Here is a 24,481-nt window from a genome sequence, read left to right as displayed (position 1 = left end):
TTCCGTATGGATATGCGCTCCATACGTTTAACGTGACGTAATGCCACTAAAAGTCGAGGAAGAGTAACCTAGAATCTAGGCGCTCTTAATGAGAAGTGGTTGCGGTTTCTCAAATCCTGTCACGGCCATCTGAATATTCGTATTACCGACAGATCGATAAATCGCTCACTGACGGTACAGTGGAAATTCCATTTGACGCCATCTCGAACGCCCCGGATCGACGATTGTCACGCTGCATGACAATTCGGTGATCGAGGGCGTGCTGGGAGATACGCACATTAGCCTACGCGTAAGGGACACAAACGGGAATTCGCCTTGCGCGAGTTATCCGTGGTGTGCACGGCTTACCAGATTCTTGTCGCTGCCTAGAAAGTGCATTATCAACGAAGATCCGGATCTGCAGCCCGATGTCATTCAATCTCAATTGCTATCGGGGACATTATCGTAGCCACTCGCTACGATAAATGTCGCCATGTCTATCCCGGGGTTGTGACTGTCGCTATTATCGTGATCTGGCTCCTAGGGCATCATTCAAACAGACACTGAATCGCCCCGGTTTAGTAGCCACCTTTGTCCTAAGCGGCGATAGCTGAACGTCGGCTTACTGAAACTGGCAAGGACCGTTTAGAGTCGATTGCGCGATCCGGGGTTGCAAAGATATTCGGAGGGCAATCCATACAGATACCATGCGTGCTTAATTGCATTGCGGACAGCATATGGGTTAATTTACTGGCGGCAGGAGGGGCGCTTATATGCCGAATTGCCCACGCCATCGTCGCCAGACTTTGTCGCTGGGGCCGCTCGCCTTACCCCGCAGGTATGTGTTGAAGGCGCCGCCGTTGGCACGTCTTCTATTTCTGGATTGTGGGTTGGTAGTCCATGAATGCCGGGTGAATATCCGGATTGCACCCATAAGAGAAATTTCTGAACAAGCTGTGGTGGATGCGAAACCCGGATACCGCGGCCACCGAGCATCGAGTGAAACTCGATCGGGACCAAAGGCGCGTTTCGCCCAAAATACCAGTAGTCAGAAGACACAAACACGTGTGGACGACGCGTGTCCTTCTTGAGGAATTCCTTCCCAATGTGGAAGACATTCTTGTGCTGAACCCATATCCCGTCTGGATTGAGGCTGTAGAAGTTGTCTCCGCACCGCTGCTGCCACGTGCCGCGCAAGTCGGGTTTCTTTTTGACAAAGCGCTCGTCTCTAAAATACGCGTCCATGTGAATTCGCTCGGCAACGCGCATCGTGTACACCAGGCGCCACTGATCGTGGTCTTTTAAAACGCCTGCGATCCAGTCGCCAGCACTAAGACGCGCGCTCTGGCGGTTTGGAGTGCAGACGGCGAGGGTGCACCAGTCCCAATATGGATTCGGGGCGAGCCCTGAGTCAACCGTCATTACGTATGTGCAAAGCGTCGGCATGGATCGAAATGTCAGCTTAGGTAGCGTGTTTTTGTGAGAATGAGTCGACACGCGGCAAAAGTCCATGAGCTGGCACAAGAATCGGGATGCCGCATCTCGACTAGGTAGGCAGTAAAGCATCTGATTGCATTCTCAGGGCTCTTGGCGTTGATTAAGCGAGAACGCCGTCCGGTCTCGGACGTTCAAAGCGTGGAACCTGAGCAAAAGCAAAGCAGCCAAAAGCCTTAATTGCAACAATTGCAACAGCATGCGCAAGAGGAGTCGGCGATGTCACGACCTTGTAGTTGCGGGGGCGAGAACCAAAATTGCTATAAATGCGGGGGTTGGGGCCTCCTGGATGAGATCGGGGCCGGCCGCGGATCGCCGGATTCAATATACCGAGTTGTTGGTGTCAAAGCCAAAGCCAAAGTCGTCGTCCGATGTCAGTATTGCCATGCTTCTGTAAGACATCTACAAAAGCATTTAAGAAAGGTGCATGAGGTAGATACACAGCCCGCAAAGGCTAATTCTCAGAAGCAATCAACGGAAAAAAATGTGAGCCGAACAGAGCAGCAACAGGTGGTTCGGCCGCGCGACTCGGCGCCCGCTACCTCGCGCAGAACTGACCAAGCACCGCTACTTAATGCACATTTTATTGGGGCAAAGCCGGAGATGGTGCGATGCCCAATCTGCTACTGCGGCATCCGGGGCGATCGCCTTGATAAGCATAAGAGGAAAGCACACCGAATAGATCTTGAAGTTGAGCTAAGCACGGACAAAAGGCCTGCTCAATCCTCGACAAGTAATGAAGTTGAGCAACTTCGGTTGCCGCCGACGATTGCCGCCGGGTTGCGCGAGCCTACCGCTGTAGAAAGTCGAGCAGGGCGGTACGTTCCACCTTGGGAGGGCAGATGAAGCTGCCTCGCTCCAGTTCGACCTCCTTTTCCTTGCCCCAACGGATGGCGTCTGCCTTGTTGGCGAAAGTCTTTGACAAGGTCGGGAATCCCGTACGCTGTATCCGGTCCTGCCACCTTCCACATTGTTGCCTGATTCTATTTAAATTATCGTGTGGCCAAGTGATTTTAAGGCACAGGTCTTGAAAACCAGCAAAGGCTATTGTGGATTCGCTGGAGTGCGAAACCGGCTCGATTGTCAGTGAAAGATTTGACGAGGGCCAAAAATCATGGGCTGCACCGGAACTCCACTTGGAATGCGGGAGAAAAGAATGTCGCGTGCGTTATAATCTTTGACCCTTAATCTGACCCATTGACGTAAAAAAACAGGGACGGATATTGAAAGTTTACCGGGCCTCTAGCTCATGCTTGGTTAGAGCAGCGGACTCATAATCCGTTGGTGCCGTGTTCGACTCACGGGAGGCCCACCAAACAAATCAAGGGGTTGCACTCAAGTGCAGCCCCTTTTTCTTTTTTGCGACAGTTACTTTGTGTTTATTGCCTGGCGTAGTGGAGGGCTGCGGCGTTTTCCTGCAAATCGCATACAATCAATTTGTTGCTCGTAGGAAAAAATCTCCCCCTTCATGAATTCTTCATACCGCGCACAGCCATCTTCTCCACCAAGCGCCGCCCTCCAGCTTTCGGAGCTCATTGGTGCGCTCAGTTATGCGCTCGATATTACCGAAGGCCAGCCGCCCGGGCATTGTGTGCGCTGTTGCTGGATCGGGATGCATATCGGGCGCAGCGCAGGGCTGTCCGAGGAGCAGTTGTGGGAACTGTATTACACGCTGCTGCTCAAGGACCTCGGCTGCAGCAGCAACGCAGCCCGTATCTGCGAGTTGTATCTCACGGATGACCTGCATTTCAAGCGCGATTTCAAGACGGTGGGCGATAGCCTGCCGCAAGTGCTGTCGTTTGTGCTCACGCACACCGGCCTCAAGGCGGGGCTGGCCGAACGCTTTCGCAGCGTGCTGACGATCCTGCGCGACGGCAGCGAAATTGCGCATGACCTGATTGCCACGCGCTGCCAGCGCGGTGCGGAGATCGCGCGGCTGCTGCGCTTTCCCGACGGCGTGGCGCGCGGCATCTACAGTCTCGATGAACATTTCAATGGCAAAGGCAAGCCGGAAGGCCTGGCGGGAGAGGCTATCCCTGTCTATGCCCGCATCGCGCTGCTGGCCCAGGTGATCGACGTTTTTCATACCGCCGGCGGCCGGCAGGCGGCTCTGGACGAGGTACGCGCGCGTGCGGGGCGCTGGTTCGATCCGCGTCTGGTGCAATCCTTTGAGGAGGTAGCGCAGGCGGAGTCCTTCTGGCGCATGCTGGCGTCGGAAGAGGTCGACCGGGCTGTGCAGGCGCTGGAACCGGCGGGCCACGAGGTGCCGCTGGATGACGACTATCTGGACGATATCGCTGCGGCTTTTGGCCAGGTGGTGGACTCGAAGAGTCCTTATACGAGCGGGCATAGCGCGCGCGTGGCATTGTATGCCGACATGATCGCTGAAACGCTCGGCCTGTCATGCGAGCGCCGTCGCTGGCTCAGGCGCGGCGCGCTGCTGCACGACGTCCGCAAGCTGGGTGTGAGCAACAGCGTGCTCGACAAGGCGGGCAAGCTCGACAGGGAGGAGTGGAATGCGGTGAAGCTGCACGCCACTTACACCGAAACCATCCTGTCGCGCATTAGCGCCTTTTCAGAATTGGCCCGCGTCGCCGGCGCCCATCATGAACGGCTCGATGGCGGCGGCTACCCGCGCGGCCTGACGGCGGAGGAAATCGGCATTGAAACCCGCATCATTACCACGGCCGATATCTTTGACGCCATCACGGCCGCGCGCCCTTACCGCGGCGCCATTCCCATCCCGCAGACGCTTGAAATGATGGCGCAAACAGTCGGCACGGCGCTTGATCCCGCCTGCTTTGATGCGCTCAAGCTGGCCATCGCGCAATTGCCAGGCCAGTAACTCGCTCGCGTGCCAATGCAAGTGCGGAGTGCGGCTTCCTGACGTCGCATGAAAAAAGGGTTGCAGGCGAAGGCCTGCAACCCTTCGTGTTTTTGCTGCTTGCGACAGCTGGTCAATCCCTGATTTCCAGCGCGCGATTGAGGCTCAATGCCGCCAGCGAGCCGACTGCGCCCGACAGCAGATACAGGCCAACATACGCCAGTCCGAAATGCGCCGACAGGCCGAGCGCGACCAGCGGCGCAAAGCCGGCGCCGACCAGCCATGCCAGATCGGAGGTCAGGGCGGCGCCGGTGTAGCGGTATTTGCGCAGGAAGTTGGCCGTCACAGCGCCAGAAGCCTGGCCATAAGACAGGCCGAGCAGGGCGAAGCCGACCAGGATGAAAACGGTCTGGCCCAGATCGCCGCCATCCATGAGCATCGGTACCACGCCGCTGAACAGCGCAATCAGGGCGGCGAGGGTGCCCAGCGTGGTGCGCCGGCCGAAGCGGTCGGCGATCAGGCCGGAGGCGACCACGCCGGCCGCCGCCAGTGCGGCGCCGATCATCTGGATCGCCAGGAAGTCGCTGATCGAGCGCGACGAATATAGCGTGATCCAGGACAGCGGGAAAACTGTCACGAGGTGGAACAGCGCATAGCTCGCCAGCGCCGCGAGCGCGCCGATCAGCACATTGCGTCCTTGCGAGCAGACCATTTTCAGCGCGTTGGTCGGTTCCAGCTCGCGCTCGTCGAGCAGGCGCGCATATTCGTCGGTGGATACCAGGCGCAGGCGGGCAAACAGCGCGACGACGTTGATGGCGAATGCGACGTAGAACGGATAGCGCCAGCCCCATTCCAGGAAGTCCGCGCTGGACAGCGCCGACAGCAGGAACCAGAACAATCCGGCCGCGACGATGAAGCCGACCGGTGCGCCCAGTTGCCCCAGCATCGCGTACCAGCCGCGGCGGCGTTTTGGCGCGCTCAGCGCCAGCAGCGACGGCAAGCCATCCCATGAGCCGCCCAGCGCGATGCCCTGACCGATGCGCAGGATCGCCAGCAGCACGATCGCTGCCGACCCCAGATGAGCGTAGGTCGGCAAGAAGGCGATGCCGGCGGTGGATGCGCCCAGCAGCAGGAGCGCGAGCATCAGTTTCAGCTCCCGGCTGAAGCGGCGCTGGATGGCCATGAAGGCGACGGTGCCGAATGGCCGGGCGATAAAGGCAAAGGAGAAGATCGTGAATGCGTACAGCGTTCCCTCGAGTCGCTGCTCGAAGGGGAAGAACACGGATGGAAACACCAGCACCGAGGCGATGGCATACACAAAGAAGTCGAAATATTCGGAGGCGCGGCCGATGACCACGCCGACGGCGATTTCGCCCGGCGCAATGTTGGAATGATCGGCGTTGCCGGCATCGCGTGCGGCCGAACGTAAATGGGCGGGCAGCGTCCCGCCATGCATGCTGGTACTGGACATTCGTCGCTCCTCAAATTGGATATTGGCAGGTCTTTTTGAGGCTTCCCGGAAAGGGGGAGGACAAAATGTCCAATCGCCAATGCCCGCTTGCGAGGTTAGATTAGCATAATCTTGATCTGTATCCTTTACTTTCATTCATGCATCTGTTAAACGCCCGTCGCCTAGCGCCGCTCTCGCCCCTGGTGTTGCTGGCTGGCTGCGATACCGTCGTGATGAATCCATCCGGCGATATCGCTGTTCAGCAGGCCAACCTGGTCCTTGTCTCCACGCTGCTGATGTTGCTGATCATCGTGCCGGTGATCGCCTTGATCGTGCTTTTCGCCTGGCGTTACCGCAAAAACAACGCGGCGGCAAAATACGATCCCGAATGGGATCACTCGACCAAGCTGGAGCTGGTCATCTGGGGCGCGCCGCTCCTAATCATCATCGCCCTGGGTTTGCTGACCTGGATCAGCACCCATCTGCTGGACCCGTACCGTCCGCTGCAGCGCATCGACGCCCATCGCCCGATTTCCCCCGATACCAAGCCGCTGGTGGTGCAGGTGGTGGCGCTCGACTGGAAGTGGTTGTTCATCTATCCGGAGCAGGGCATTGCCACCGTCAACGAACTGGCCACGCCGGTGGACGTGCCGGTGCGCTTCAAGATCACCGCGTCGAACGTGATGAATTCGTTCTATATCCCCGCGCTGGCCGGCCAGATCTACGCGATGCCGGGCATGGATACGACCTTGAATGCCGTGATTAACAAGCCCGGCGCATATGAAGGCTTTTCGGCCAATTACAGCGGTGCCGGGTTTTCCCACATGCGCTTCAAGTACTACGGCATGAGTAATGCCGACTTCGAGAGCTGGGTGCAGAAGGCCAGGGCCGGCGGCGAGTTCAAGCGCACCGACTACCTGGCGCTGGAAAAGCCCAGCGAGCGCGAACCGGTGCGCCGCTACGGCAAGGTCGAGTCCGACCTGTACCACGCGATCGTCAATCGCTGCGTCGCGCCCGGCGCGACCTGCATGGACGAGATGATGGCGGCCGACAGCAAGCGCGTCACAGCCGCCGTCGCGCAGACCGGTGCCGAATCGTCCGCCCCGATTTCCAAAAATCCATAAAGAGTAACGATGCAAGACCACATTGATCTGACGAAGCTCATCTTCGGCCGGCTGAGCTGGGATGCGATTCCGTTTCACGAACCCATCCTGATTGGCACCTTTCTCATGGTCGCCATCGGCGGCGTGGCGGCGTTCGCCGCGCTGACTTATTTCCGCCTGTGGGGCCACCTGTGGCGCGACTGGATCACCAGCATCGACCACAAGAAAATCGGCATCATGTACATGATCCTGGGCCTGGTGATGCTGCTGCGCGGCTTTGCCGATGCGCTCATGATGCGCGCCCAGCAGGCGGTCGCCTTCGGCGACAGCGCCGGTTTCCTGCCGCCGCATCACTACGACCAGATCTTCACCGCCCACGGCGTGATCATGATCTTTTTCGTTGCGATGCCGTTCGTGACCGGCCTGATGAACTACGTGGTGCCGCTGCAGATCGGCGCGCGCGACGTGGCCTTCCCGTTCCTGAACAACTTCAGCTTCTGGATGACGACCTCGGGTGCCGTGCTGGTGATGGCATCGCTGTTCGTCGGCGAATTCGCACGCACCGGCTGGCTCGCCTATCCGCCGCTGTCCGGCATCCTGTACAGCCCGGATGTCGGCGTCGATTACTACATCTGGGCCTTGCAGATTGCCGGCGTGGGCACCTTGCTGTCGGGGGTCAATCTGATCGCGACCATCGTCAAGATGCGCGCGCCCGGCATGAACCTGATGAAGATGCCGGTATTCACCTGGACCGCGCTGTGCACCAACGTGCTGATCGTCGTTACCTTCCCGGTGCTGACCGCCGTGCTGGCAATGCTGTCGGTGGACCGCATGTTCGGCCTGAACTTCTTCACGAACGACCTGGGCGGCAACTCCATGTTGTACGTGAACCTGATCTGGATCTGGGGCCACCCGGAGGTGTACATCCTGGTGCTGCCGGTGTTCGGCATCTTCTCGGAAGTGGTGCCGACCTTTACCGGCAAGCGCCTGTTCGGCTACACCTCGATGGTGTACGCGACGGCGGTCATCACCATTCTGTCGTATCTCGTCTGGCTGCACCACTTCTTCACCATGGGCTCGGGCGCGAGCGTGAACTCGTTCTTCGGCATCACGACGATGATCATCTCGATTCCGACCGGCGCGAAGATCTTCAACTGGCTGTTCACCATGTACCGCGGCCGCATCCGCTTCGAGCTGCCGATGATGTGGACCGTCGCCTTCATGATCACCTTCGTCATCGGCGGCATGACGGGCGTGCTGCTGGCGGTGCCGCCGGCCGACTTCGTGCTGCACAACAGCCTGTTTTTGATCGCGCACTTCCATAACGTGATCATCGGCGGCGTGGTGTTCGGCATTTTTGCCGCGATCAACTACTGGTTCCCGAAAGCCTTCGGCTACAAGCTCGACGTCTTCTGGGGCAAGTGCTCGTTCTGGTTCTGGGTGGTCGGCTTCTACCTCGCCTTCATGCCGCTGTACGTGCTCGGCCTGATGGGTGTGACCCGCCGCATGAGCCACTTCGACGATCCGTCGCTGCAGATCTGGTTCCAGATCGCGGCGCTCGGCGCGGTGCTGATCGCGCTGGGCATTGGTTCGATGCTGGTGCAGTTCTACGTCAGCTTCAAGCGCCGCCACGAGCTGCGCGATGTCACCGGCGACCCGTGGAACGGCCGCACACTGGAATGGTCTACGTCTTCGCCACCGCCGGACTACAACTTTGCGTTCACGCCGCGTGTCTATGACAAGGATGCCTGGACCGACATGAAGAAGCAGGGCTATATCCGTCCGCAGCAAGGCTTCGTCCCGATTCACATGCCGAAGAACACGGCAGCCGGCTTCGTGATCGCCGCCCTCAGCACGGTCGTCGGCTTCGCATTGATCTGGCAGATGTGGCTGGTGGCCGGCCTTGGTTTTGCCGCGACGCTGGCTGCCGTCATTGTCCATACCTTCAATTACAAACGCGATTACCACATCCCGGCGGACGAGGTGGTCCGCACTGAGAATGCCCGTACCCGCATGTTGGAAAGCTATGTCTGAAATTACCGCAAACACTGTTGACGCCCTGAGCGATACCAGCGCGCGCTTTTACGTGCGCGAGCATCATCCGGAAAACGGCACCCTGCTCGGGTTCTGGATCTACCTGATGAGCGACTGCCTGATCTTTGCGTGCCTGTTCGCTGCCTATGCGGTGCTGGGGCGCAATTACGCGGGCGGTCCGACCGGCGCCGAGCTGTTCGACCTGCCGCTGGTGGCGACCAATACCGCCTTGCTGCTGTTGTCGTCGATTACCTATGGCTTCGCCATGCTCGAATCGCAGCGCAAGCGCCTGGGCAGCACGATGCTGTGGCTGGGCATTACCGGACTGTTCGGCCTTGGCTTTCTGGCGCTCGAACTGACTGAATTCGCCCACCTGATCCATGAAGGCGCGGGTCCGCAGCGCAGTGGATTCCTGACGGCGTTCTTCTGCCTGGTCGGCACGCACGGCTTGCACGTGAGCTTCGGCGTCGTCTGGCTGGCGACGCTGATGTTCCAGTTGAGGCGCCACGGCCTCGTCCCTGAAAATCGTCGCCGCCTGATGTGCCTGTCGATGTTCTGGCACTTCCTGGATGTGATCTGGATCGGCGTCTTCACCTTTGTCTACCTGATGGGAGTCTTGCCATGAGCGCGCAACACACGCACGACCCAGGCCATCATGGCCATGACGATCATACTGACCATAGCAGCCTGAAAAGCTATGCGATCGGCTTCGTGCTGTCGGTGATTCTGACCGCGATTCCATTCTGGCTGGTCATGGGCAAGGTGTTCGACAGGTCGAGCACCACCGCCATGGTGATCCTCGGCTTTGCCGCGGTGCAGATCGTGGTCCACATGATCTACTTCCTGCACATGAACACCAAGTCCGAAGGCGGCTGGAACATGCTAGCGCTGATCTTCACCGTGGTGCTGGTGGTGATCGTGCTCTCTGGCTCGATCTGGGTGATGTATCACTTGAATCACAACATGATGCCGGGCATGGCGCCCGACGCCACGCACCAAATGCACCACATGCACGACATGCCATGACGGATGGTTCAGGGCAGGGGCGCGGTGCGGCTTCGCTGGAGGTCGGGCCGCGCCCGCGCTCTTTCGTAACGCTGCTGGTGCTGGCCGTCTGCGCAGCGCTGGCGTTCGCGGCTTTCGTCGCGCTCGGCAGCTGGCAGTTGCAGCGGCTGCAATGGAAACTGGCGCTCATCGAGCGCGTCGAGCAGCGCGCGCATACCGCTCCCGTGCCTGCCCCCGGGCCAGAGCGCTGGCCGTTCATCAGCGCCGAATCCGACGAGTACCGCCATGTGCAGCTCAGCGGCAGGTTCATGCATGAACAATCGGCCCTGGTGCAGGCCGCCACCGAACTGGGCAGCGGCTACTGGCTGCTGACGCCGCTGCACGTGGCCGACAGTGCCGGCGGCGCCATCGTGCTGGTCAATCGCGGCTTTATTCCGGTTGAGGCCGCCGCTAGCGTGCGCCAGGCGAACCGCAGTCGGACTGCCGGCGGCAACCAGACCGTCACCGTTAGCGGCCTGCTGCGCATGAGCGAACCCGGCGGCGCATTTCTGCGGAACAATGATCCCGCTGCCGATCGCTGGCATTCGCGCGACATACAGGCGATTGCCGCTGCGCGCGGCCTGCGCCGGGTTGCGCCATACTTCGTCGATGCGGACGCCGCGCCGGCGCACACTGACGCAGGGCCGGGGGAAATCGCCCCGGTCGGCGGCCTGACGGTCATTTCCTTCCACAACAGCCACTTGGTCTATGCGCTGACTTGGTATGCTCTCGCCTTGATGGTGGCAGCGGCCGGCCTGTGGGTCTGGCGCGAGGAGCGTCGCTTGCGCCGCGCGGCAGAGGGATCGGGTGGGGGAACATGACAGGCAAGACTGAAACGGCATTGAATCGGGCCGAGGTAAGGGAAAAATCAGCCGCCGCGCGCGTCGAAAAGGTCGCCGGCCACAACAACATGCTGCAGTTGATCCAGCTGCGCTGGATCGCCGTTATCGGGCAGATCACGACCATTGCCATCGTCGCCGGCGCGCTGGACATCCGCCTGCCGCTGCCGCAGATGCTCGCGGTGCTGGTCTGCCTGATCGCGTTCAACATCGCCAGCCATCTGCGCTGGCAGGAGCGCCGTGTCGTTTCCAACGGCGAACTGTTTTTCGCGCTGCTGGTCGACGTGGGAAGCCTGACGGCGCAGCTGTATTTCAGTGGCGGGACCACCAATCCATTCGCCTTCCTCTATCTGCTGCAAGTCATTCTGAGCGCCGTGCTGCTGGAGGCGTGGTCGACCTGGACCATTGTCGTCATCACCGGAATGTGCCTGGCCGGGCTGTCGCTGTTTTCCACGCCGCTGGCATTGCCGATCCAGCAGGGGCGCAGCTTTCCCACGCTCTATGTCGAGGGCATGCTGATCTGCTTTGCCCTCATCGCATCGCTGCTGGTGATCTTCATCACGCGCATCATGCGCAATCTGCGCGCCAGTGCCGACAAGCTGGCTCACCTGCGCCAGCGCGCGGCCGAGGAAGAGCATATTGTGCGCATGGGCTTGCTGGCCTCCGGCGCGGCGCACGAACTCGGCACGCCGCTGGCCACGCTGTCGGTGATTCTCGGCGACTGGCGGCGCATGCCGGAATTCAGCAGGAATGCCGACTTGCTGGAGGAAATTACAGAAATGCAGGCGCAGTTGAAGCGCTGCAAGTCCATCGTCAGCGGCATCCTGCTGTCTGCAGGCGAAGCGCGCGGCGAATCGTCGGCCAGGACAACCATCGGCACTTTCTTGAACGATTTGGTCAAAGAATGGTGCGCCAGCCGGCCGGTCGTCGCGTTCGGTTACGAAAACCGCATCCAGCCGGACATCCCCGTGGTATTCGACACCGCGCTTAAGCAAATGATTGTCAACGTGCTCGACAACGCCTTCGAGGCATCGCCGCAGTGGGTCAGCCTGGAGGCCATGCGCGAGGGCGATGCATTGAAGCTGCTGATCACGGATGCCGGCCCCGGATTCGCGCCCGAGATGCTGGCGCAGTTCGGCAAGCCATATCAGTCGAGCAAGGGACGTCCGGGCGGCGGATTGGGCCTGTTCCTGGTGGTGAATGTCGCGCGCAAGTTGGGCGGTACGGTGATTGTGCGCAACCGCGCCGAAGGCGGCGCTGCAATCCTGCTGACCTTGCCGCTGGCATCGATCTCCCTGGAGGAGGGGCAAGGAAATGGCGCCTGACCGCCTGCTGTTAATCGTGGAAGACGATGCCGCCTTTGCGCGCACGCTCGGCCGCTCGTTCGAGCGCCGCAACTACCAGGTATTGCATGCGACGAATGCCGACGAGGTTGCGGCGCTGCTGCAGCAGCATGCGCCATCGCATGCGGTGGTCGACCTGAAGCTGAAAGACAATTCATCCGGCCTGGCCTGTGTGCAAATGCTGCACCAGCGGCATCCGGACATGCTGATCGTGGTCCTGACCGGTTTTGCCAGCATCAACACCGCCGTCGAAGCGATCAAGCTCGGCGCTTGCCAGTATCTGGCCAAGCCGTCCAACACCGACGATATCGAGGCGGCGTTCGGCCATGTCGCTGGCAATACCGACATCGAACTGACGAACCGTTCCACTTCGATCAAGACGCTCGAATGGGAGCGCATCCACGAAGTGCTCGCGGAAACCGGATTCAATATTTCAGAAACGGCGCGCCGCCTTGGCATGCATCGCCGCACACTCGCGCGCAAGCTGGAGAAGCAGCGCGTCAAATAGGTGCGGTCGGCCAGCGTCGCGGCCTTACATTACCTTCTCGTAGACATCCGAAAACTGCGCGCCATCCCATTGATAAAGCATCTGGCTCGCGTGCCGGCAGTTCGACAGGGGGAGCGTCCTGAAGGCCGCAACGCATTCGCGGCCTTCCATGCGCACGCTGCGGTAGGTCACGCCGTTCGAGCCTTGCGCTCTGAGTTCGCGCGCCAGCGCCTGCGAAGCGGCATACGAAGCCGGATCATAGACCGGATGGTCTTTCTGCATGTCGCGCAAGTCATGCAGCCGGCCTGACACTTCGACGTGATATACGCGCATCTGCAACTGGATCGGCGGCTCGCTGGTGGCTGCCAGAAAACGCGCCTGGTGGTAGCGGGTTTCGGCCACCGCAGCCGCCTTGTCCCTGGCGGCATAGAACACGCCGAAACTGCCGTCGGAAAAGCGGCTGCCGGCCGGGTTCAGGTGCGTGAAGGCTGCCATGATCGGCCCGCTGCCCGGCCCATACAGGCGTTCCGCATGCGGCACCAGCTCGATGGCGCCCACTTCGTCGCGGATGCGGTCGTTGGTCATCGCTTCGAGCGCATACAAGGCGTCGAAGTCGTCCGGCGACGCGACGCGGTCGAACAGGTTAATGGCGGGGAAGCGGGTCGGGACGATGCGATAGGCCGGATGCCAGTCGACTTGCGCCAGCGGATACGTCACTGGCACGGTTACGCCCAGCCGCCGCGCATGGCATCGAGATACTGGCGCACGACGAACAGGTCCGCCACATTGCCCGACAACATGCGATCCAGCGCGCTTTTGCCGCCGAACAGCGTCGCCGCATTCGGCTTCCTGATCCAGCTATCGGCGGCCTTTTCGTCCGGCAAGAGAATCTGCAGGGCTTTGTAGATGCCCAATAGGTAAGAAATGCGTTCCAGCGTGTCGCGACCGAGATGGGCTGCCTCCGGCTGCTTTTTCCATTTATAGAAGGTCGAGCGTGGCGGGCTGCCCAGCAGGACGAGCTGTTCATCGGTATCTAAGTTCCACAGGCGCGCGATATTGCCGAATGCGCGTACCGCCGCTGCGGACATTGCTTCCGCCGTAACCGGTGCATGCGCGTTTTCAGTGCGAATCCCCATATGAGCAGCCTGGATATAAAGGTTATTGAGATAAAAACACTTTAGTCTAAAAATGGATTAACTTCAATTAATTTTCTCAAACTGGAATTATTATTGTAAGTATCGATGGCAGTGTCAGAGGATATGAATGAAAAATATCTGCTTTTGGGACGCCGGCCGACAATTCCCTGCAATCTTTGCCTGCAGCCACTGTCACAGGAAAAGCGCACCGTGCGAATCGTCTGGAACCCGCTGGCTTGGCGGGTCATGAACGGTGCTTCCATGCAGGCGTATAATGAAAGGTTGTTTTACGTAACGATGCTGCGGTTGACCACTGCCATGTTGCGTGGACTCTGTAACCGAATAGGCGGCGTTTTTCGGCACAGTTCATTGACGTCGCGCTTACTGACAGCCTGGTAGCAGGCTTATTGAAATCACCTATGTCCCACACCCCGTTAGCAACCCCGCAAACCGGCGCACCGGCTGTCCGCTTCGAAGACTTCGGACTGTCCGCCGATATTTTGCGCGCGCTCGCCGACCAAGGTTATGTACATCCCACGCCGATCCAGGCCGAGGCGATCCCCGTTGTCCTGCAAGGCCGCGACGTCATGGGCGCGGCGCAAACCGGCACAGGAAAGACCGCCGGTTTTTCCTTGCCCATCATTCAGTTGCTGCTCGCGCATGCGAGTACCAGCGCCTCTCCTGCGCGCCATCCGGTGCGTGCGCTGATCCTGACGCCGACGCGGGAGCTGGCTGACCAGGTGGCGGATAACGTGAAGGCCTATTCGCGTCACACGCCGCTGCGCTCCGTCGTGGTGTTTGGCGGCGTCGACATGGCGCCGCAAACCGCCGCCTTGCGTGCTGGTGTGGAAATCGTGATTGCCACCCCGGGCCGCTTGCTCGACCACGTGCAGCAAAAGACCGTGAACCTGTCGCAGACGCAGATCCTGGTGATGGACGAGGCGGACCGCATGCTTGACATGGGCTTCTTGCCTGACCTGCAGCGCATCATCAACCTGCTGCCGAAAGAGCGCCAGAACCTGATGTTCTCCGCGACCTTCTCGCCGGAGATCAAGAAGCTGGCGAACAGCTTCCTGAAGAACCCGGTGACGATCGAAGTCGCGCGCAGCAACGCCACCGCCGACAATGTCACGCAGGTGCTGTACAAGGTCGAGGAAGAGGCCAAGCGCGACGCGGTGGCGCATATCATCCGCGAACGCGGCCTGAAGCAGGTAATCGTTTTCTCGAATACCAAGATCGGCGCTTCGCGCCTGTCGCGCCATCTGGAAAAGGAAGGCGTCAAGGCAGCAGCGATCCACGGCGACAAGACCCAGGCCGAACGCATGGCCGCGCTCGAAGCCTTCAAGCAGGGCGGCATCGAAGTGCTGGTCGCGACCGACGTGGCTGCGCGCGGCCTGGACATCGCCGAACTGCCTTGCGTGATCAATTTCGACTTGCCATACAACGCCGAGGACTACGTGCACCGCATCGGGCGTACCGGCCGTGCCGGCGCCTCGGGTGACGCGATCTCGCTGTTTACCGACAAGGATGCGCGGCAGCTCGCCGACATCGAAAAGCTGATCAAGCACACCATTTCACGCCTGCAGCTCTCCGGCTTCGTGCCGCCGCGTTCGGCCGATCGCCGTCCGCGCCATGAAGGCGGCAGCGAAGAGCGTCAGGGTGCGGTGCGTTCGTCGTACGGACGCAGCGGCTACGCGCCGCGCAAGGAAAAGGTCGACCCGTGGTTCCTGAAGCCGTACGAGCCGGCGCCGCAGAGCGCGTCGGACGAGGCACGCGAGGACGCCTCGCAACCGGGCGCAACCAAGCAAAAGGCCAAGGTGGCGGCGCTGCTTGGCGGGATGCCGAAGCGGTAAAAACGTCACTCGAAAAAGAACTGCCTCTCCCGCTGGCGGGAGAGAGGCTGGTCACTTAAACCGCCGCGCCCATCCCGCGATCGCTTCCCGCCAGAACGCCTCCTGCGAACGCACTCCCTCAACCGGTAACTGCAGAAACCGCGCCGCCGCGATCAGCTCCTCCAGCGGCTTGCCCGGATCGAGCGTCTGCGCCCCGGTCTGCTTCGACAGTTTTTCTCCTTCGGCATTGGTCACCACCGGCACATGCAGGTAGCGCGGCGTCGGCAATCCAAGCAGGCGCTGCAGGTAAATCTGGCGCGGCGTCGAGTCCAGCAAGTCCGCGCCGCGCACGACGTCGGTGACGCCTTGCTCCGCATCGTCGACTACCACCGCCAGCTGATATGCCCAGAAGCCGTCGGCTCGCCTGAGCACGAAGTCGCCGACCTCGCTCGCCAGGTTTTGCGTGACCGTTCCCATCCAGCGATCCTCGAATGCTACCCAGGCGCTGGCATGCTCCGGCACGCGCAGCCGCCAGGCGCGCGCCGTCTTCCCCGCGGCCAGGCCCGGCCGGCAGGTGCCGGGATATACCGCCGCGCCATCGCTGGCCACGCCGATGCGCGAGTCCGCGATCTCGCGCCGCGTGCAGCCGCACGCATAGGTGTGCGAACCCAGGCGCGCAAATGCCGCCTCGTACAAGGGCTTGCGCCGGCTTTGCCACACCACTTCGCCGTCCCACCGCATGCCGAACGCGCCAAGACACTGCAGGATGGCGTCGGCCGCCCCCGGCACGGTACGCGCCTCGTCGATATCCTCGATGCGCACCAGCCATCTGCCGTCATGTGCTTTCGCATCAAGATAGCTGGCCAGCGCGGCGACCAGAGATCCTTTGTGCAGCGGGCCGGAAGGGGAGGGCGCAAAGCGGCCGATATACGATGAGGTCATGTCGTTTTCAGAAACTTTGCCCAAAATCACGACTGTTGTCGATGAGCGGAAAATGATGAGAAGGAAGCTTTATACTGCAACTCAAGTCGAGACAATAGAATTTATCTGACGGTTCATTCTCTTTCAAATTTGCAATCACATAAATATCAAAAAGAAAGGGTGAGCCTTCATATCAAATTCAATTTATGGATAGCTGATACTGTAAAGCCTGCTAGGCTCGGTTAATAGAAATTAAGGGTGGAAAATGATTCTCGTTACAGGAGGGGCGGGCTTCATTGGCTCGAATTTTGTCTTGGACTGGTTTACTCATTCCGATGAGCCGGTTATCAATCTCGATACGCTTACATATGCCGGCAATATGGAGAATTTGGCATCCCTGCGGGGTGACGACCGGCATATCTTTGTCAAAGGCGATATTGGCGAGCTAAGTTTGGTGGAAAACCTTTTGGCTCGGTACACGCCTCGTGCCATCATCAATTTTGCTGCCGAATCTCACGTGGACCGCTCCATTCACGGCCCCGAAGCTTTTATTCAGACTAATATTGTCGGCACCTTTCACTTGCTCGAAGCCGCGCGCGCTTACTGGGATGGGCTCGATCCGGGCAAAAAGCAGGCATTTCGCTTTCTGCATGTGTCCACCGATGAAGTGTATGGATCACTGACAAGCTCTGACCCTGCCTTTACTGAAACAAGTCGTTATCAGCCTAACAGTCCGTATTCGGCCAGCAAGGCTGCCAGTGACCATCTGGTACGGGCATACCACCATACGTACCACTTTCCGGTGCTAACGACTAATTGCTCCAATAACTACGGGCCTTACCACTTTCCCGAAAAACTCATCCCGCTCATGATCGTCAATGCCCTAGCCGGTAAAGCTTTGCCAGTATATGGCGACGGCCGCCAAATCCGTGATTGGCTCTATGTGAGGGATCACTGCAGTGCCATTCGCCGTGTACTGGAAGCCGGTAAGGTTGGGGAAACCTATAACGTTGGCGGCTGGAACGAAAAAGCAAACATTGATATCGTTAATACGATATGCGCTCTCTTGGATGAGCTGCGCCCACGAACGGACGGCAAGTCCTATCGCGAGCAAATAAAGTACGTGCAGGACCGTCCGGGTCATGATCGTCGCTATGCCATTGACGCTCGGAAACTTGAGCGCGAGCTCGGCTGGAAACCGGCAGAGACATTTGAAACCGGAATCCGAAAAACGGTGCAATGGTATCTCGACAATCAAGCTTGGGTGGACCATGTCCAGTCCGGCGTTTATCGCGAGTGGATGGAAAAAAATTATGCTGGGAGAACGCAGTGAAAATTCTCCTGTTTGGCAAAAGTGGGCAGGTTGGCTGGGAACTGCAGCGTAGCCTTGCCGTCTTGGGAGACGTGATTGCACTGGACGTCACAAGCGGCGATGTGTGCGGCGATTTCACGAAGTTGCAAGAGTTGGCCGCTACCGTTCGCCAAATTAGGCCCGGCGTCATTGTTAATGCAGCTGCCCATACTGCCGTCGACAAGGCTGAAAGCGAACCTGAATTGGTGCGTGCCATCAACGCCCTTGCGCCTGAGGTATTGGCGCAAGAGGCCAAGGCGATCGGCGCCTGGCTGGTTCATTATTCAACAGACTATGTATTCGACGGCAGCGGCGAAAAACCATGGCGGGAAGACGACGTTGCCGGACCGCTCAGCATATACGGTGCGACTAAGCGGGAAGGCGAACAGGCGATACAGCAATCGGGCTGCAATCATTTGATTTTCCGGACGAGTTGGGTGTATGCCGCACGTGGAGGAAATTTTGCAAAAACCATGCTGCGGCTGGCCAGCGAGAGAGAACGCCTCACTGTAATCAATGATCAGGTCGGGGCACCTACTGGTGCCGACCTAATTGCCGACATAACAGCACATGCGATTCGGATAGCGCAGCTTCATCCGCAGGTTTCCGGCCTCTATCACTTGGTAGCATCAGGGGAGACATCTTGGTACGGATATGCGAGATTCGTGCTGGATTTTGCCTGTAATGCGGGAGTTAATCTCAAGGTCACTCCTGATAATCTCGTGCCAGTGGCAACCACCGCCTTTCCTACACCGGCGCGTCGGCCACATAACTCCCGGCTGGATACGAACAAACTGCAGTCCACCTTCAATTTGCAAATGCCGCCTTGGCAAAGCGGCGTAGCGCGCATGCTTACTGAAATCCTGGAAAAACAATAATGACTCTACGCAAAGGTATTATCCTCGCCGGAGGATCCGGAACGCGGCTCTACCCGGTAACCAAGGCAGTCTCCAAGCAACTGCTGCCCATCTATGACAAGCCGATGATCTACTACCCGCTCAGTACATTGATGCTGGCAGGTATTCGTGACATTCTGATCATCTCCACGCCGCAAGACCTGCCCCGATTCGAGCAATTGCTGCGGGACGGTAGAGAATGGGGCATGAATTTGCAGTATGCGGTACAGCCGAAGCCCGATGGGCTGGCGCAGGCTTTTATCATTGGCAAGGACTTTATTGGCAACGCATCGTCGGCGCTAGTATTGGGCGACAATATTTTTTATGGCCATGATTTGCAGCCCATGCTTGAACGAGCGACAAACAAGCGTGACGGCGCGACCGTGTTTGCCTACCATGTCAACGACCCAGAGCGTTACGGCGTGGTGGGGTTCGATGAGCAGGGGCGCGCTATTTCGCTGGAAGAAAAGCCGAGGCAGCCGAAATCAAATTATGCAGTCACTGGCTTGTATTTTTACGACGCGCAGGTGATTGATATTGCTGCTGATCTTAAGCCATCTGCGCGCGGCGAATTGGAGATCACCGATGTCAATCGTATCTATTTGGAACGTGCCCAACTCTTGGTCGAGATGATGGGGCGAGGGTATGCATGGTTGGACACCGGTACGCACGCAAGTCTGATCGAAGCCAGCAACTTTATCGCAACCATTGAAAATCGCCAGGGATTGAAAGTCGCCTGTCCTGAGGAAATCGCTTATCGCAAAGGCTTTATCGACGCCGAACAACTGCACGCGCTGGCGCAGCCGCTCACCAAGAACGGTTATGGCGAGTACCTGCTCAGGATCTTGAAAGAGGAAGTGTCGTCGTGAAAATTACTTCAACACGTCTGCCGGAAGTCCTTATTATAGAGCCCAGGGTTTTCGGAGACAGCCGCGGCTTTTTCTTTGAAAGCTACAATCGGCAAGCGTTTAGTCAAGTGACCGGCTTGGAGGTTGACTTTGTTCAGGACAATCACTCGCGTTCCGTACAAGGGGTGTTGCGCGGATTGCATTACCAGATTCGTCAGCCACAAGGCAAGCTTGTGCGAGTGGTGAAGGGGGCAGTGTTTGATGTGGCAGTGGATATCCGAAAGTCTTCGCCGACTTTCGGTCAGTGGGTTGGTGTCACGCTAAGCGAAGATAATTGCCGTCAGTTATATGTTCCTCCGGGTTTTGCGCACGGATTCGTCGTTATCAGTGACAGCGCAGACTTTTTGTATAAAACGACTGATTATTACGCTCCAGAGCATGAGCGGTGTATTGCATGGAATGACGTGACGATCGGCATAGAGTGGCCTATCGACGGCGAGCCAGTCGTATCGGCCAAAGATAAGGCGGGACTTCCGCTTTCACAGGCCGAGCTGTTCGCTTGATTCCTCATGCTGATGCGGGGATAGGTCAGCCATTGCGCATACCTCCTCGACAACCTCCAGCGATACCCGCTACATCCGGTACTCGCCGTGCGCTTCGTCACTCTCGTCTGTTGCGGATGATTGGAAAACTTTAAACAGTGGAACAAATCGAAATGATTGCATTGACGTGAAGGCGCAAAATGGTCGAGATACGTAGAAGTGACGCACGGGGGTATGCCAATCACGGTTGGCTGGATTCCTGGCACAGCTTTTCCTTCGCCGACTACTACGACCCGAAGTACATGGAATTCGGCCCACAACGCGTGATCAATGAGGATCGCATCGCGCCGGGTTCCGGTTTTGGTACTCACGGTCATCGCAATATGGAGATCATTAGCTACGTGCTCGACGGCGAACTGGCTCACAGGGATAGCATGGGTAACAGCAGTGTGATTCGTCCCGGTGATGTGCAACGCATGAGCGCAGGCACCGGCGTCCTGCATTCCGAGTACAACCCTACGCAAGACAGCGCCGCGCATTTCTTGCAAATTTGGATCGAGCCAGACCGGTTTGGTCTTACGCCAAGCTATGAGGAAAAGCACTTCGACGAGACGCAGAAACGCGGCCGTCTGTGTCTGATCGCAGGCCCCGACGGACAAGCTGGTTCAGTTGTGGTGCATCAGGATGCGAGGCTGTATGCCGGTTTGTTTGGCGGAACCGAAGGTGTGGAAATATCTGTTTCGCCCAAGCGGCGTCCATATATGCACGTGGCGCGTGGCAGTGTTTATGTCAATGATATTGCGCTTAGGCGATGCGCTGAAGATTGTTGGTGAAAAGATAATTAATGTATCTCGTGGAAAATACGCTGAAGTCTTGTTGTATGATCTCCCTTAATTTTTCTGCTGTGCTGGGTATGGCTAAACGGGCGTCCGATGAGTGGATACCATCTTCCGTTTCAATCTCCAACGAATATAGGGTTGGTGGCGAGACCATTCCGACCGAATAATCCAACCTTGTCAGGTCCCTGAAAAACCTCCGTTTGAAAAATGCACAGATCTGCCAGTGCATTTGATCATTTGTCCATCCCATATTTTGGGTAACTTTTCCGGGTAATTAATTACTCGAAAGTTATTAAGAAACAATACCTTGCGTGCGTATCAATTATGCCGCGAACCACTTATTTTCCAAATGCAACAGTGCTAAACTAGCGGACTATTGATAATTATCAATACCTGCTTCCATTTGTTGTCATTGTCGTATCTTTGCGTACAGCGCGTTGGTGTGGCAAGGGCAGGTGCAGGACGGTGCGAAGGAGCAGGGGTGTGCACCTTCTTGATCGAGTCTTTGCTGTTCAGATTTCGCTACATTCCACGCTATTGGGTTGCCATTGGGTGGAATTGATCTGATAGCTATTTCAGGGTTGTCGGATTTGTTATCAGTGCTGCGAAAATCCATTAAATGTGCTTGGTATGGTTGCCTTGCGATCGGCGGCGCGCAAGCATTTGGCGCGACCCCGACCATTCAGGGCCAGTCCGGGTATATCAACATGCCCAGCGCCTCGGTTGAAGCCGATGGCACGTTCAGCATTGGCTATGGATACGACAGTCCGTATGGCGCCTTGTGGGCTACATCAACGATTCTTCCCTTTCTGCAGGTAACCGGTCGCTACGTCTCAATAACGGGCATCCCAGGCTTTACCAACGATCCGAACGCCTACGGCAGCGGTTATGGCCGTTATAAGGACAAGGTGATCGATGCCAAGCTCAAGCTGTGGGATGAAACCATCTGGCTGCCGTCCGTAGCGCTCGGCGCAACTGATTTGCAGGGCACAGAATTATTCAAAGGGCAATACGCAGTAGCGACAAAGACATTCGGCAGTAGCAGGAATCTGGAGGCAAGTGTCGGTTACGGGCGGCTAAGACCGGAGGGTCTTTTTGCAGGTATGCGCTGGACGCCCGAGAATTTACCGCGCTGGTCCCTCGTGGCGGAATACGACGCAAATAACTATCCCAAGGACTTTCGGGCCGCTGAAACGTTTGCCGGGCAGCGCCGCAAGGGACCGTCGGTCGGTGTCGAATACCGCTGGGGATGGTTGGGTGTTCAGGCGGCACGGCACCAAGATAATTCCAGCCTCAACGCTTTCGTCAGCATTCCGTTCTCCGAGCGGGAGTTCGTCCCCAAGATTCACGAGCCATCCTACTACCAGGAGAAAGGCGATCATCGGCGCCCTTCGATAGAGGAATGGCAGCATGACCCGGCGTATGGTGCTGCGTTGGTGGAAGCGCTCGCCAAGCAAGACTTCAAGAACATCCGGATTCAGCTGCAAGGCCATACGCTGAACCTGACGCTCACCAACAGTCGCATTTCCAATCTCGGTCGCGCCGTTGGTCGCGCCACGCGTGTCGCGTTGGCGTTTGCGCCTGTGGATATTAGCAACATTCACGTCACCTACACCAAGCTCGAGCAGCCGGTCGCGACCTACGAGTTTTTTGATCTGGAAAAATTAAGCGACTATCTGGCGGGCCGCATTCCGCGCGAGGCATTTCTTGAAACGGTGCTGGTGCGTTACCCGAACCAGGGTGACATGATCCATGCCGACCAGGAAGGCATGCTGGTCGGCATAAAGGATACTGCCGGGCTGGATGTCATTGTCGGTCGTGACGGCGAAGTCGTACAACTGGCGTCGGAAGACCGCGAAGCAAACCGCTTCAAAATTGTGCCCAAACTGGGCTTCTTCTTTAACGATCCGAGCGGCGCGTTGCGTTATGAACTGGTGGCCTCCTCCAATTATGACAAGCGCCTGGGCGAAGGGTTGTATCTCAACAGCGCCCTAGGCCTGAAAATTTCTGAGAACGTCAGCGATGTAACGCAGCCGTCCAACAGCCTGTTACCTCATGTACGCACCGACGTGGCGGACTACAAGCGCGCCAGCCGCATCAAGCTGTATCGCTTGCTGCTCAACAAATATGCCACACCTGCCGAGCGTTGGTATGTCCGCGTGTCCAGTGGTGTCTACGAAGAAATGTATCGCGGCGTCGGTGGCCAGGTTCTCTATCTGCCGAAGGACAGCCGCTGGGCATTTGATCTGACGATGGATGCGTTGCAGCAGCGCGACTTCAAAGGCTGGCTCGGCAAGCGTGATTACAAAACGGTCACTGCGCTCGGCGCCGTGCACTATCGCCTGCCATATGGCATCACTGCGACCGCACGGGCAGGCCGGTTTCTGGCGAAGGATGTCGGCGTGCGAGGCGAGTTCAAGCGTCGCTTCTTGTCCGGCATCGAGGTGGGGGCATGGTTCACCCGTACTAATGGCAACGACATTACGTCACCTGGTAAGCCGGAGGCGCCATACCACGACAAAGGCGTATTCATCTCGATCCCGTTGGGCACCATGCTCACCAGCGATACGCAGGCGAGTGCCGGTTTCGCCATCTCTCCCTGGACGCGCGACGTTGGCCAGATGGTGGCGTCTCCGGGCGACTTGTACGAGCTAATGGAAAATCCGCGCCGCGACATGACAACCATCGACGGCTTGGGCAATTTCGCCGAGCGTGCGGATGAACAGAACCACCCGGCGGTTAATCCGCCGGAACACAAATTGGACAATCCGTGGCCGGCGATGCGGCAGCGGTTGGAAAGCTCCTCTTCGGCGCTGCCATCGGCTCCGGATGCATTGAAAGGCATCGGGCTCGCTGCCGGCGCACTCGCGGTAGCGTCCCTTGGCGATAAGGCGATCGCCCGCATTGCAAAGGACCATATCGGCTCGCGCCTGAGTCGCGGCCTCGATACGTTCGGCAAAACTGTTCCACTTGCGGCGGTCGGTGCTGCTGGCATGGCGCTGGCATTCGGCGACGAGCGCATGCAGAACACAGGCGTTGTTTCGCTCCAGTCAGCGCTAGTAGCGGCCGGTGCCAGCATCGGAACCAAGTACGTTGTCGGCCGGGCCCGCCCGGAAGAAGAGCGCGGGCAGTGGACGCGTGCTACGACGCGCTCCGACGCATCCTTTCCATCCAATCATGCGAGTATCGCATTCGCAGCGGTGACGCCCTTTGCAAAAGAATACGACGCACAGTGGCTATACGGTGTGGCAGCCGTTGGTTCGATGGGCCGGGTCGCAGCGAGAAAACACTGGTTTTCGGATGTGGCTGCCGGCGGCATTCTGGGTTATGCGACCGGCTCTTGGCTATGGAATGCACAGCATGACAATAGCAAATCGGTAGTTTCGTTTAATGCCGGGCCGGGCGAAGTCGGCGTGTCATGGCAAAAAACCTACTGAACTTCCCCGGATTACTCGAAATTTATTGAATATTTTAAGAATCACGAATGAGAAACTCATATTTCGCAGTATCACTGCTGGC

At 58.3% G+C, this 24,481-nt stretch carries 20 protein-coding genes, 1 tRNA gene and 1 pseudogene; 16 read left to right on the top strand and 6 right to left on the bottom strand.

The features are described from left to right. Nucleotides 1–726: 726 nt before the first annotated feature. Together TSA66_RS25220 and TSA66_RS27955 are read right to left on the bottom strand one after the other, a co-directional pair. Nucleotides 727–1,425: an Nmad2 family putative nucleotide modification protein gene (locus TSA66_RS25220; protein WP_269748341.1), complete on the bottom strand. Its 699-nt coding sequence runs from the start codon at nt 1,423–1,425 to the stop codon at nt 727–729. An 838-nt stretch (nt 1,426–2,263) separates the two neighbouring features. Next, entirely contained in the window at nt 2,264–2,398 is a 135-nt protein-coding gene (locus TSA66_RS27955) for a hypothetical protein (protein WP_269748339.1), read from the bottom strand. 311 nt (nt 2,399–2,709) lie between these two features. Between TSA66_RS27955 and TSA66_RS00280 the strand changes: the two genes are divergently transcribed. Both TSA66_RS00280 and TSA66_RS00275 read left to right on the top strand, forming a co-directional pair. Then, nucleotides 2,710–2,788: transfer RNA gene (locus tag TSA66_RS00280), tRNA-Ile, on the top strand. Nucleotides 2,789–2,941: 153 nt separating this feature from the next. Continuing rightward, a complete protein-coding gene (locus tag TSA66_RS00275; protein WP_052451953.1) occupies nt 2,942–4,318 on the top strand; it encodes an HD-GYP domain-containing protein in 1,377 nt (458 codons plus the stop codon). A 112-nt stretch (nt 4,319–4,430) separates the two neighbouring features. On the opposite strand, the gene TSA66_RS00270 is transcribed toward TSA66_RS00275, so the two are convergent. Beyond that, the gene (locus TSA66_RS00270; RefSeq protein WP_040038494.1) at nt 4,431–5,768 is read right to left on the bottom strand and encodes an MFS transporter; all 1,338 of its coding nucleotides are present in this window, start codon (nt 5,766–5,768) and stop codon (nt 4,431–4,433) included. Between the two features lie 137 nt (nt 5,769–5,905). On the opposite strand from TSA66_RS00270, the gene cyoA reads away from it, so the two are divergent. The 7 genes from cyoA to TSA66_RS00235 are packed head-to-tail and all read left to right on the top strand — an operon-like array spanning nt 5,906 to nt 12,618. Continuing rightward, nucleotides 5,906–6,871: a ubiquinol oxidase subunit II gene (cyoA, locus tag TSA66_RS00265; RefSeq protein ID WP_052451952.1), complete on the top strand. Its 966-nt coding sequence runs from the start codon at nt 5,906–5,908 to the stop codon at nt 6,869–6,871. Nucleotides 6,872–6,880: 9 nt separating this feature from the next. Further along, nucleotides 6,881–8,884 carry a cytochrome o ubiquinol oxidase subunit I gene (gene cyoB / locus TSA66_RS00260; RefSeq protein WP_040038493.1) on the top strand — a complete coding sequence of 668 codons (2,004 nt, stop codon included), beginning with the start codon at nt 6,881–6,883 and terminating at the stop codon, nt 8,882–8,884. Further along, nucleotides 8,877–9,509 (top strand): cytochrome o ubiquinol oxidase subunit III, encoded by a 633-nt coding sequence (gene cyoC / locus TSA66_RS00255; protein ID WP_040038492.1) that lies wholly within the window; start codon nt 8,877–8,879, stop codon nt 9,507–9,509. The genes cyoB and cyoC overlap by 8 nt, the downstream gene beginning before the upstream one ends. Further along, nucleotides 9,506–9,910: a cytochrome o ubiquinol oxidase subunit IV gene (gene cyoD / locus TSA66_RS00250; protein ID WP_040038491.1), complete on the top strand. Its 405-nt coding sequence runs from the start codon at nt 9,506–9,508 to the stop codon at nt 9,908–9,910. Before cyoC ends, cyoD begins: the two co-directional genes overlap by 4 nt. Then, nucleotides 9,907–10,749 carry an SURF1 family protein gene (locus TSA66_RS00245; RefSeq protein ID WP_040038490.1) on the top strand — a complete coding sequence of 281 codons (843 nt, stop codon included), beginning with the start codon at nt 9,907–9,909 and terminating at the stop codon, nt 10,747–10,749. Before cyoD ends, TSA66_RS00245 begins: the two co-directional genes overlap by 4 nt. Beyond that, entirely contained in the window at nt 10,746–12,092 is a 1,347-nt protein-coding gene (locus tag TSA66_RS00240; protein ID WP_040038489.1) for an ATP-binding protein, read from the top strand. The genes TSA66_RS00245 and TSA66_RS00240 overlap by 4 nt, the downstream gene beginning before the upstream one ends. Continuing rightward, on the top strand, nt 12,082–12,618 hold the full coding sequence (locus TSA66_RS00235) for a response regulator transcription factor (protein ID WP_040038488.1): 537 nt from the start codon (nt 12,082–12,084) through the stop codon (nt 12,616–12,618). Before TSA66_RS00240 ends, TSA66_RS00235 begins: the two co-directional genes overlap by 11 nt. A 24-nt stretch (nt 12,619–12,642) precedes the next feature. Here the strand turns inward: TSA66_RS00235 and TSA66_RS00230 are convergent, their stop codons facing one another. Both TSA66_RS00230 and TSA66_RS00225 read right to left on the bottom strand, forming a co-directional pair. Next, a complete protein-coding gene (locus TSA66_RS00230; RefSeq protein ID WP_084199119.1) occupies nt 12,643–13,332 on the bottom strand; it encodes an RES family NAD+ phosphorylase in 690 nt (229 codons plus the stop codon). Further along, on the bottom strand, nt 13,323–13,733 hold the full coding sequence (locus TSA66_RS00225; RefSeq protein ID WP_052451951.1) for an MbcA/ParS/Xre antitoxin family protein: 411 nt from the start codon (nt 13,731–13,733) through the stop codon (nt 13,323–13,325). Before TSA66_RS00225 ends, TSA66_RS00230 begins: the two co-directional genes overlap by 10 nt. Nucleotides 13,734–14,152: 419 nt before the next feature. Here TSA66_RS00225 and TSA66_RS00220 point away from each other — a divergent pair, with 419 nt between their 5' ends. Then, nucleotides 14,153–15,586: a DEAD/DEAH box helicase gene (locus TSA66_RS00220; protein ID WP_040038486.1), complete on the top strand. Its 1,434-nt coding sequence runs from the start codon at nt 14,153–14,155 to the stop codon at nt 15,584–15,586. A 51-nt stretch (nt 15,587–15,637) separates the two neighbouring features. Here the strand turns inward: TSA66_RS00220 and gluQRS are convergent, their stop codons facing one another. Next, nucleotides 15,638–16,507, bottom strand: coding sequence for a tRNA glutamyl-Q(34) synthetase GluQRS (gluQRS, locus tag TSA66_RS00215; protein WP_040038485.1), 870 nt, complete (start codon nt 16,505–16,507; stop codon nt 15,638–15,640). A gap of 244 nt (nt 16,508–16,751) precedes the next feature. Between gluQRS and rfbB the strand changes: the two genes are divergently transcribed. The 6 genes and pseudogenes from rfbB to TSA66_RS00185 all read left to right on the top strand — a co-directional run bounded on the left by rfbB (nt 16,752) and on the right by TSA66_RS00185 (nt 24,399). Beyond that, entirely contained in the window at nt 16,752–17,819 is a 1,068-nt protein-coding gene (gene rfbB / locus TSA66_RS00210) for a dTDP-glucose 4,6-dehydratase (RefSeq protein WP_040038484.1), read from the top strand. Next, a complete protein-coding gene (gene rfbD / locus TSA66_RS00205) occupies nt 17,816–18,715 on the top strand; it encodes a dTDP-4-dehydrorhamnose reductase (protein ID WP_040038483.1) in 900 nt (299 codons plus the stop codon). Before rfbB ends, rfbD begins: the two co-directional genes overlap by 4 nt. Beyond that, nucleotides 18,715–19,602, top strand: coding sequence for a glucose-1-phosphate thymidylyltransferase RfbA (rfbA, locus tag TSA66_RS00200; protein WP_040038482.1), 888 nt, complete (start codon nt 18,715–18,717; stop codon nt 19,600–19,602). Before rfbD ends, rfbA begins: the two co-directional genes overlap by 1 nt. Further along, nucleotides 19,599–20,144, top strand: a complete 546-nt coding sequence (rfbC, locus tag TSA66_RS00195) for a dTDP-4-dehydrorhamnose 3,5-epimerase (RefSeq protein WP_040038481.1) — start codon at nt 19,599–19,601, stop codon at nt 20,142–20,144. Before rfbA ends, rfbC begins: the two co-directional genes overlap by 4 nt. Before the next feature lie 179 nt (nt 20,145–20,323). Next, nucleotides 20,324–21,017, top strand: a pseudogene (locus TSA66_RS00190) (pirin family protein). Nucleotides 21,018–21,561: 544 nt separating this feature from the next. Further along, nucleotides 21,562–24,399: a YjbH domain-containing protein gene (locus TSA66_RS00185; protein ID WP_232429354.1), complete on the top strand. Its 2,838-nt coding sequence runs from the start codon at nt 21,562–21,564 to the stop codon at nt 24,397–24,399. Nucleotides 24,400–24,481: the final 82 nt, after the last annotated feature.

Source organism: Noviherbaspirillum autotrophicum (assembly GCF_000818395.1).
Taxonomy (GTDB): domain Bacteria; phylum Pseudomonadota; class Gammaproteobacteria; order Burkholderiales; family Burkholderiaceae_D; genus Noviherbaspirillum; species Noviherbaspirillum autotrophicum.
This window is presented reverse-complemented; position numbering and strand designations above follow the sequence as displayed.

Excerpts from the sequence above, each read along its gene's own strand:
- TSA66_RS25220 (WP_269748341.1), bottom strand. The coding sequence starts at position 1,425 with ATGCCGACGCTTTGCACATACGTAATGACGGTTGACTCAGGGCTCGCC.
- TSA66_RS00275 (WP_052451953.1), top strand. The coding sequence starts at position 2,942 with ATGAATTCTTCATACCGCGCACAGCCATCTTCTCCACCAAGCGCCGCC.
- TSA66_RS00270 (WP_040038494.1), bottom strand. The coding sequence starts at position 5,768 with ATGTCCAGTACCAGCATGCATGGCGGGACGCTGCCCGCCCATTTACGT.
- cyoA (WP_052451952.1), top strand. The coding sequence starts at position 5,906 with ATGCATCTGTTAAACGCCCGTCGCCTAGCGCCGCTCTCGCCCCTGGTG.
- cyoB (WP_040038493.1), top strand. The coding sequence starts at position 6,881 with ATGCAAGACCACATTGATCTGACGAAGCTCATCTTCGGCCGGCTGAGC.
- cyoC (WP_040038492.1), top strand. The coding sequence starts at position 8,877 with ATGTCTGAAATTACCGCAAACACTGTTGACGCCCTGAGCGATACCAGC.
- cyoD (WP_040038491.1), top strand. The coding sequence starts at position 9,506 with ATGAGCGCGCAACACACGCACGACCCAGGCCATCATGGCCATGACGAT.
- TSA66_RS00245 (WP_040038490.1), top strand. The coding sequence starts at position 9,907 with ATGACGGATGGTTCAGGGCAGGGGCGCGGTGCGGCTTCGCTGGAGGTC.
- TSA66_RS00240 (WP_040038489.1), top strand. The coding sequence starts at position 10,746 with ATGACAGGCAAGACTGAAACGGCATTGAATCGGGCCGAGGTAAGGGAA.
- TSA66_RS00235 (WP_040038488.1), top strand. The coding sequence starts at position 12,082 with ATGGCGCCTGACCGCCTGCTGTTAATCGTGGAAGACGATGCCGCCTTT.
- TSA66_RS00225 (WP_052451951.1), bottom strand. The coding sequence starts at position 13,733 with ATGGGGATTCGCACTGAAAACGCGCATGCACCGGTTACGGCGGAAGCA.
- TSA66_RS00220 (WP_040038486.1), top strand. The coding sequence starts at position 14,153 with ATGTCCCACACCCCGTTAGCAACCCCGCAAACCGGCGCACCGGCTGTC.
- gluQRS (WP_040038485.1), bottom strand. The coding sequence starts at position 16,507 with ATGACCTCATCGTATATCGGCCGCTTTGCGCCCTCCCCTTCCGGCCCG.
- rfbB (WP_040038484.1), top strand. The coding sequence starts at position 16,752 with ATGATTCTCGTTACAGGAGGGGCGGGCTTCATTGGCTCGAATTTTGTC.
- rfbA (WP_040038482.1), top strand. The coding sequence starts at position 18,715 with ATGACTCTACGCAAAGGTATTATCCTCGCCGGAGGATCCGGAACGCGG.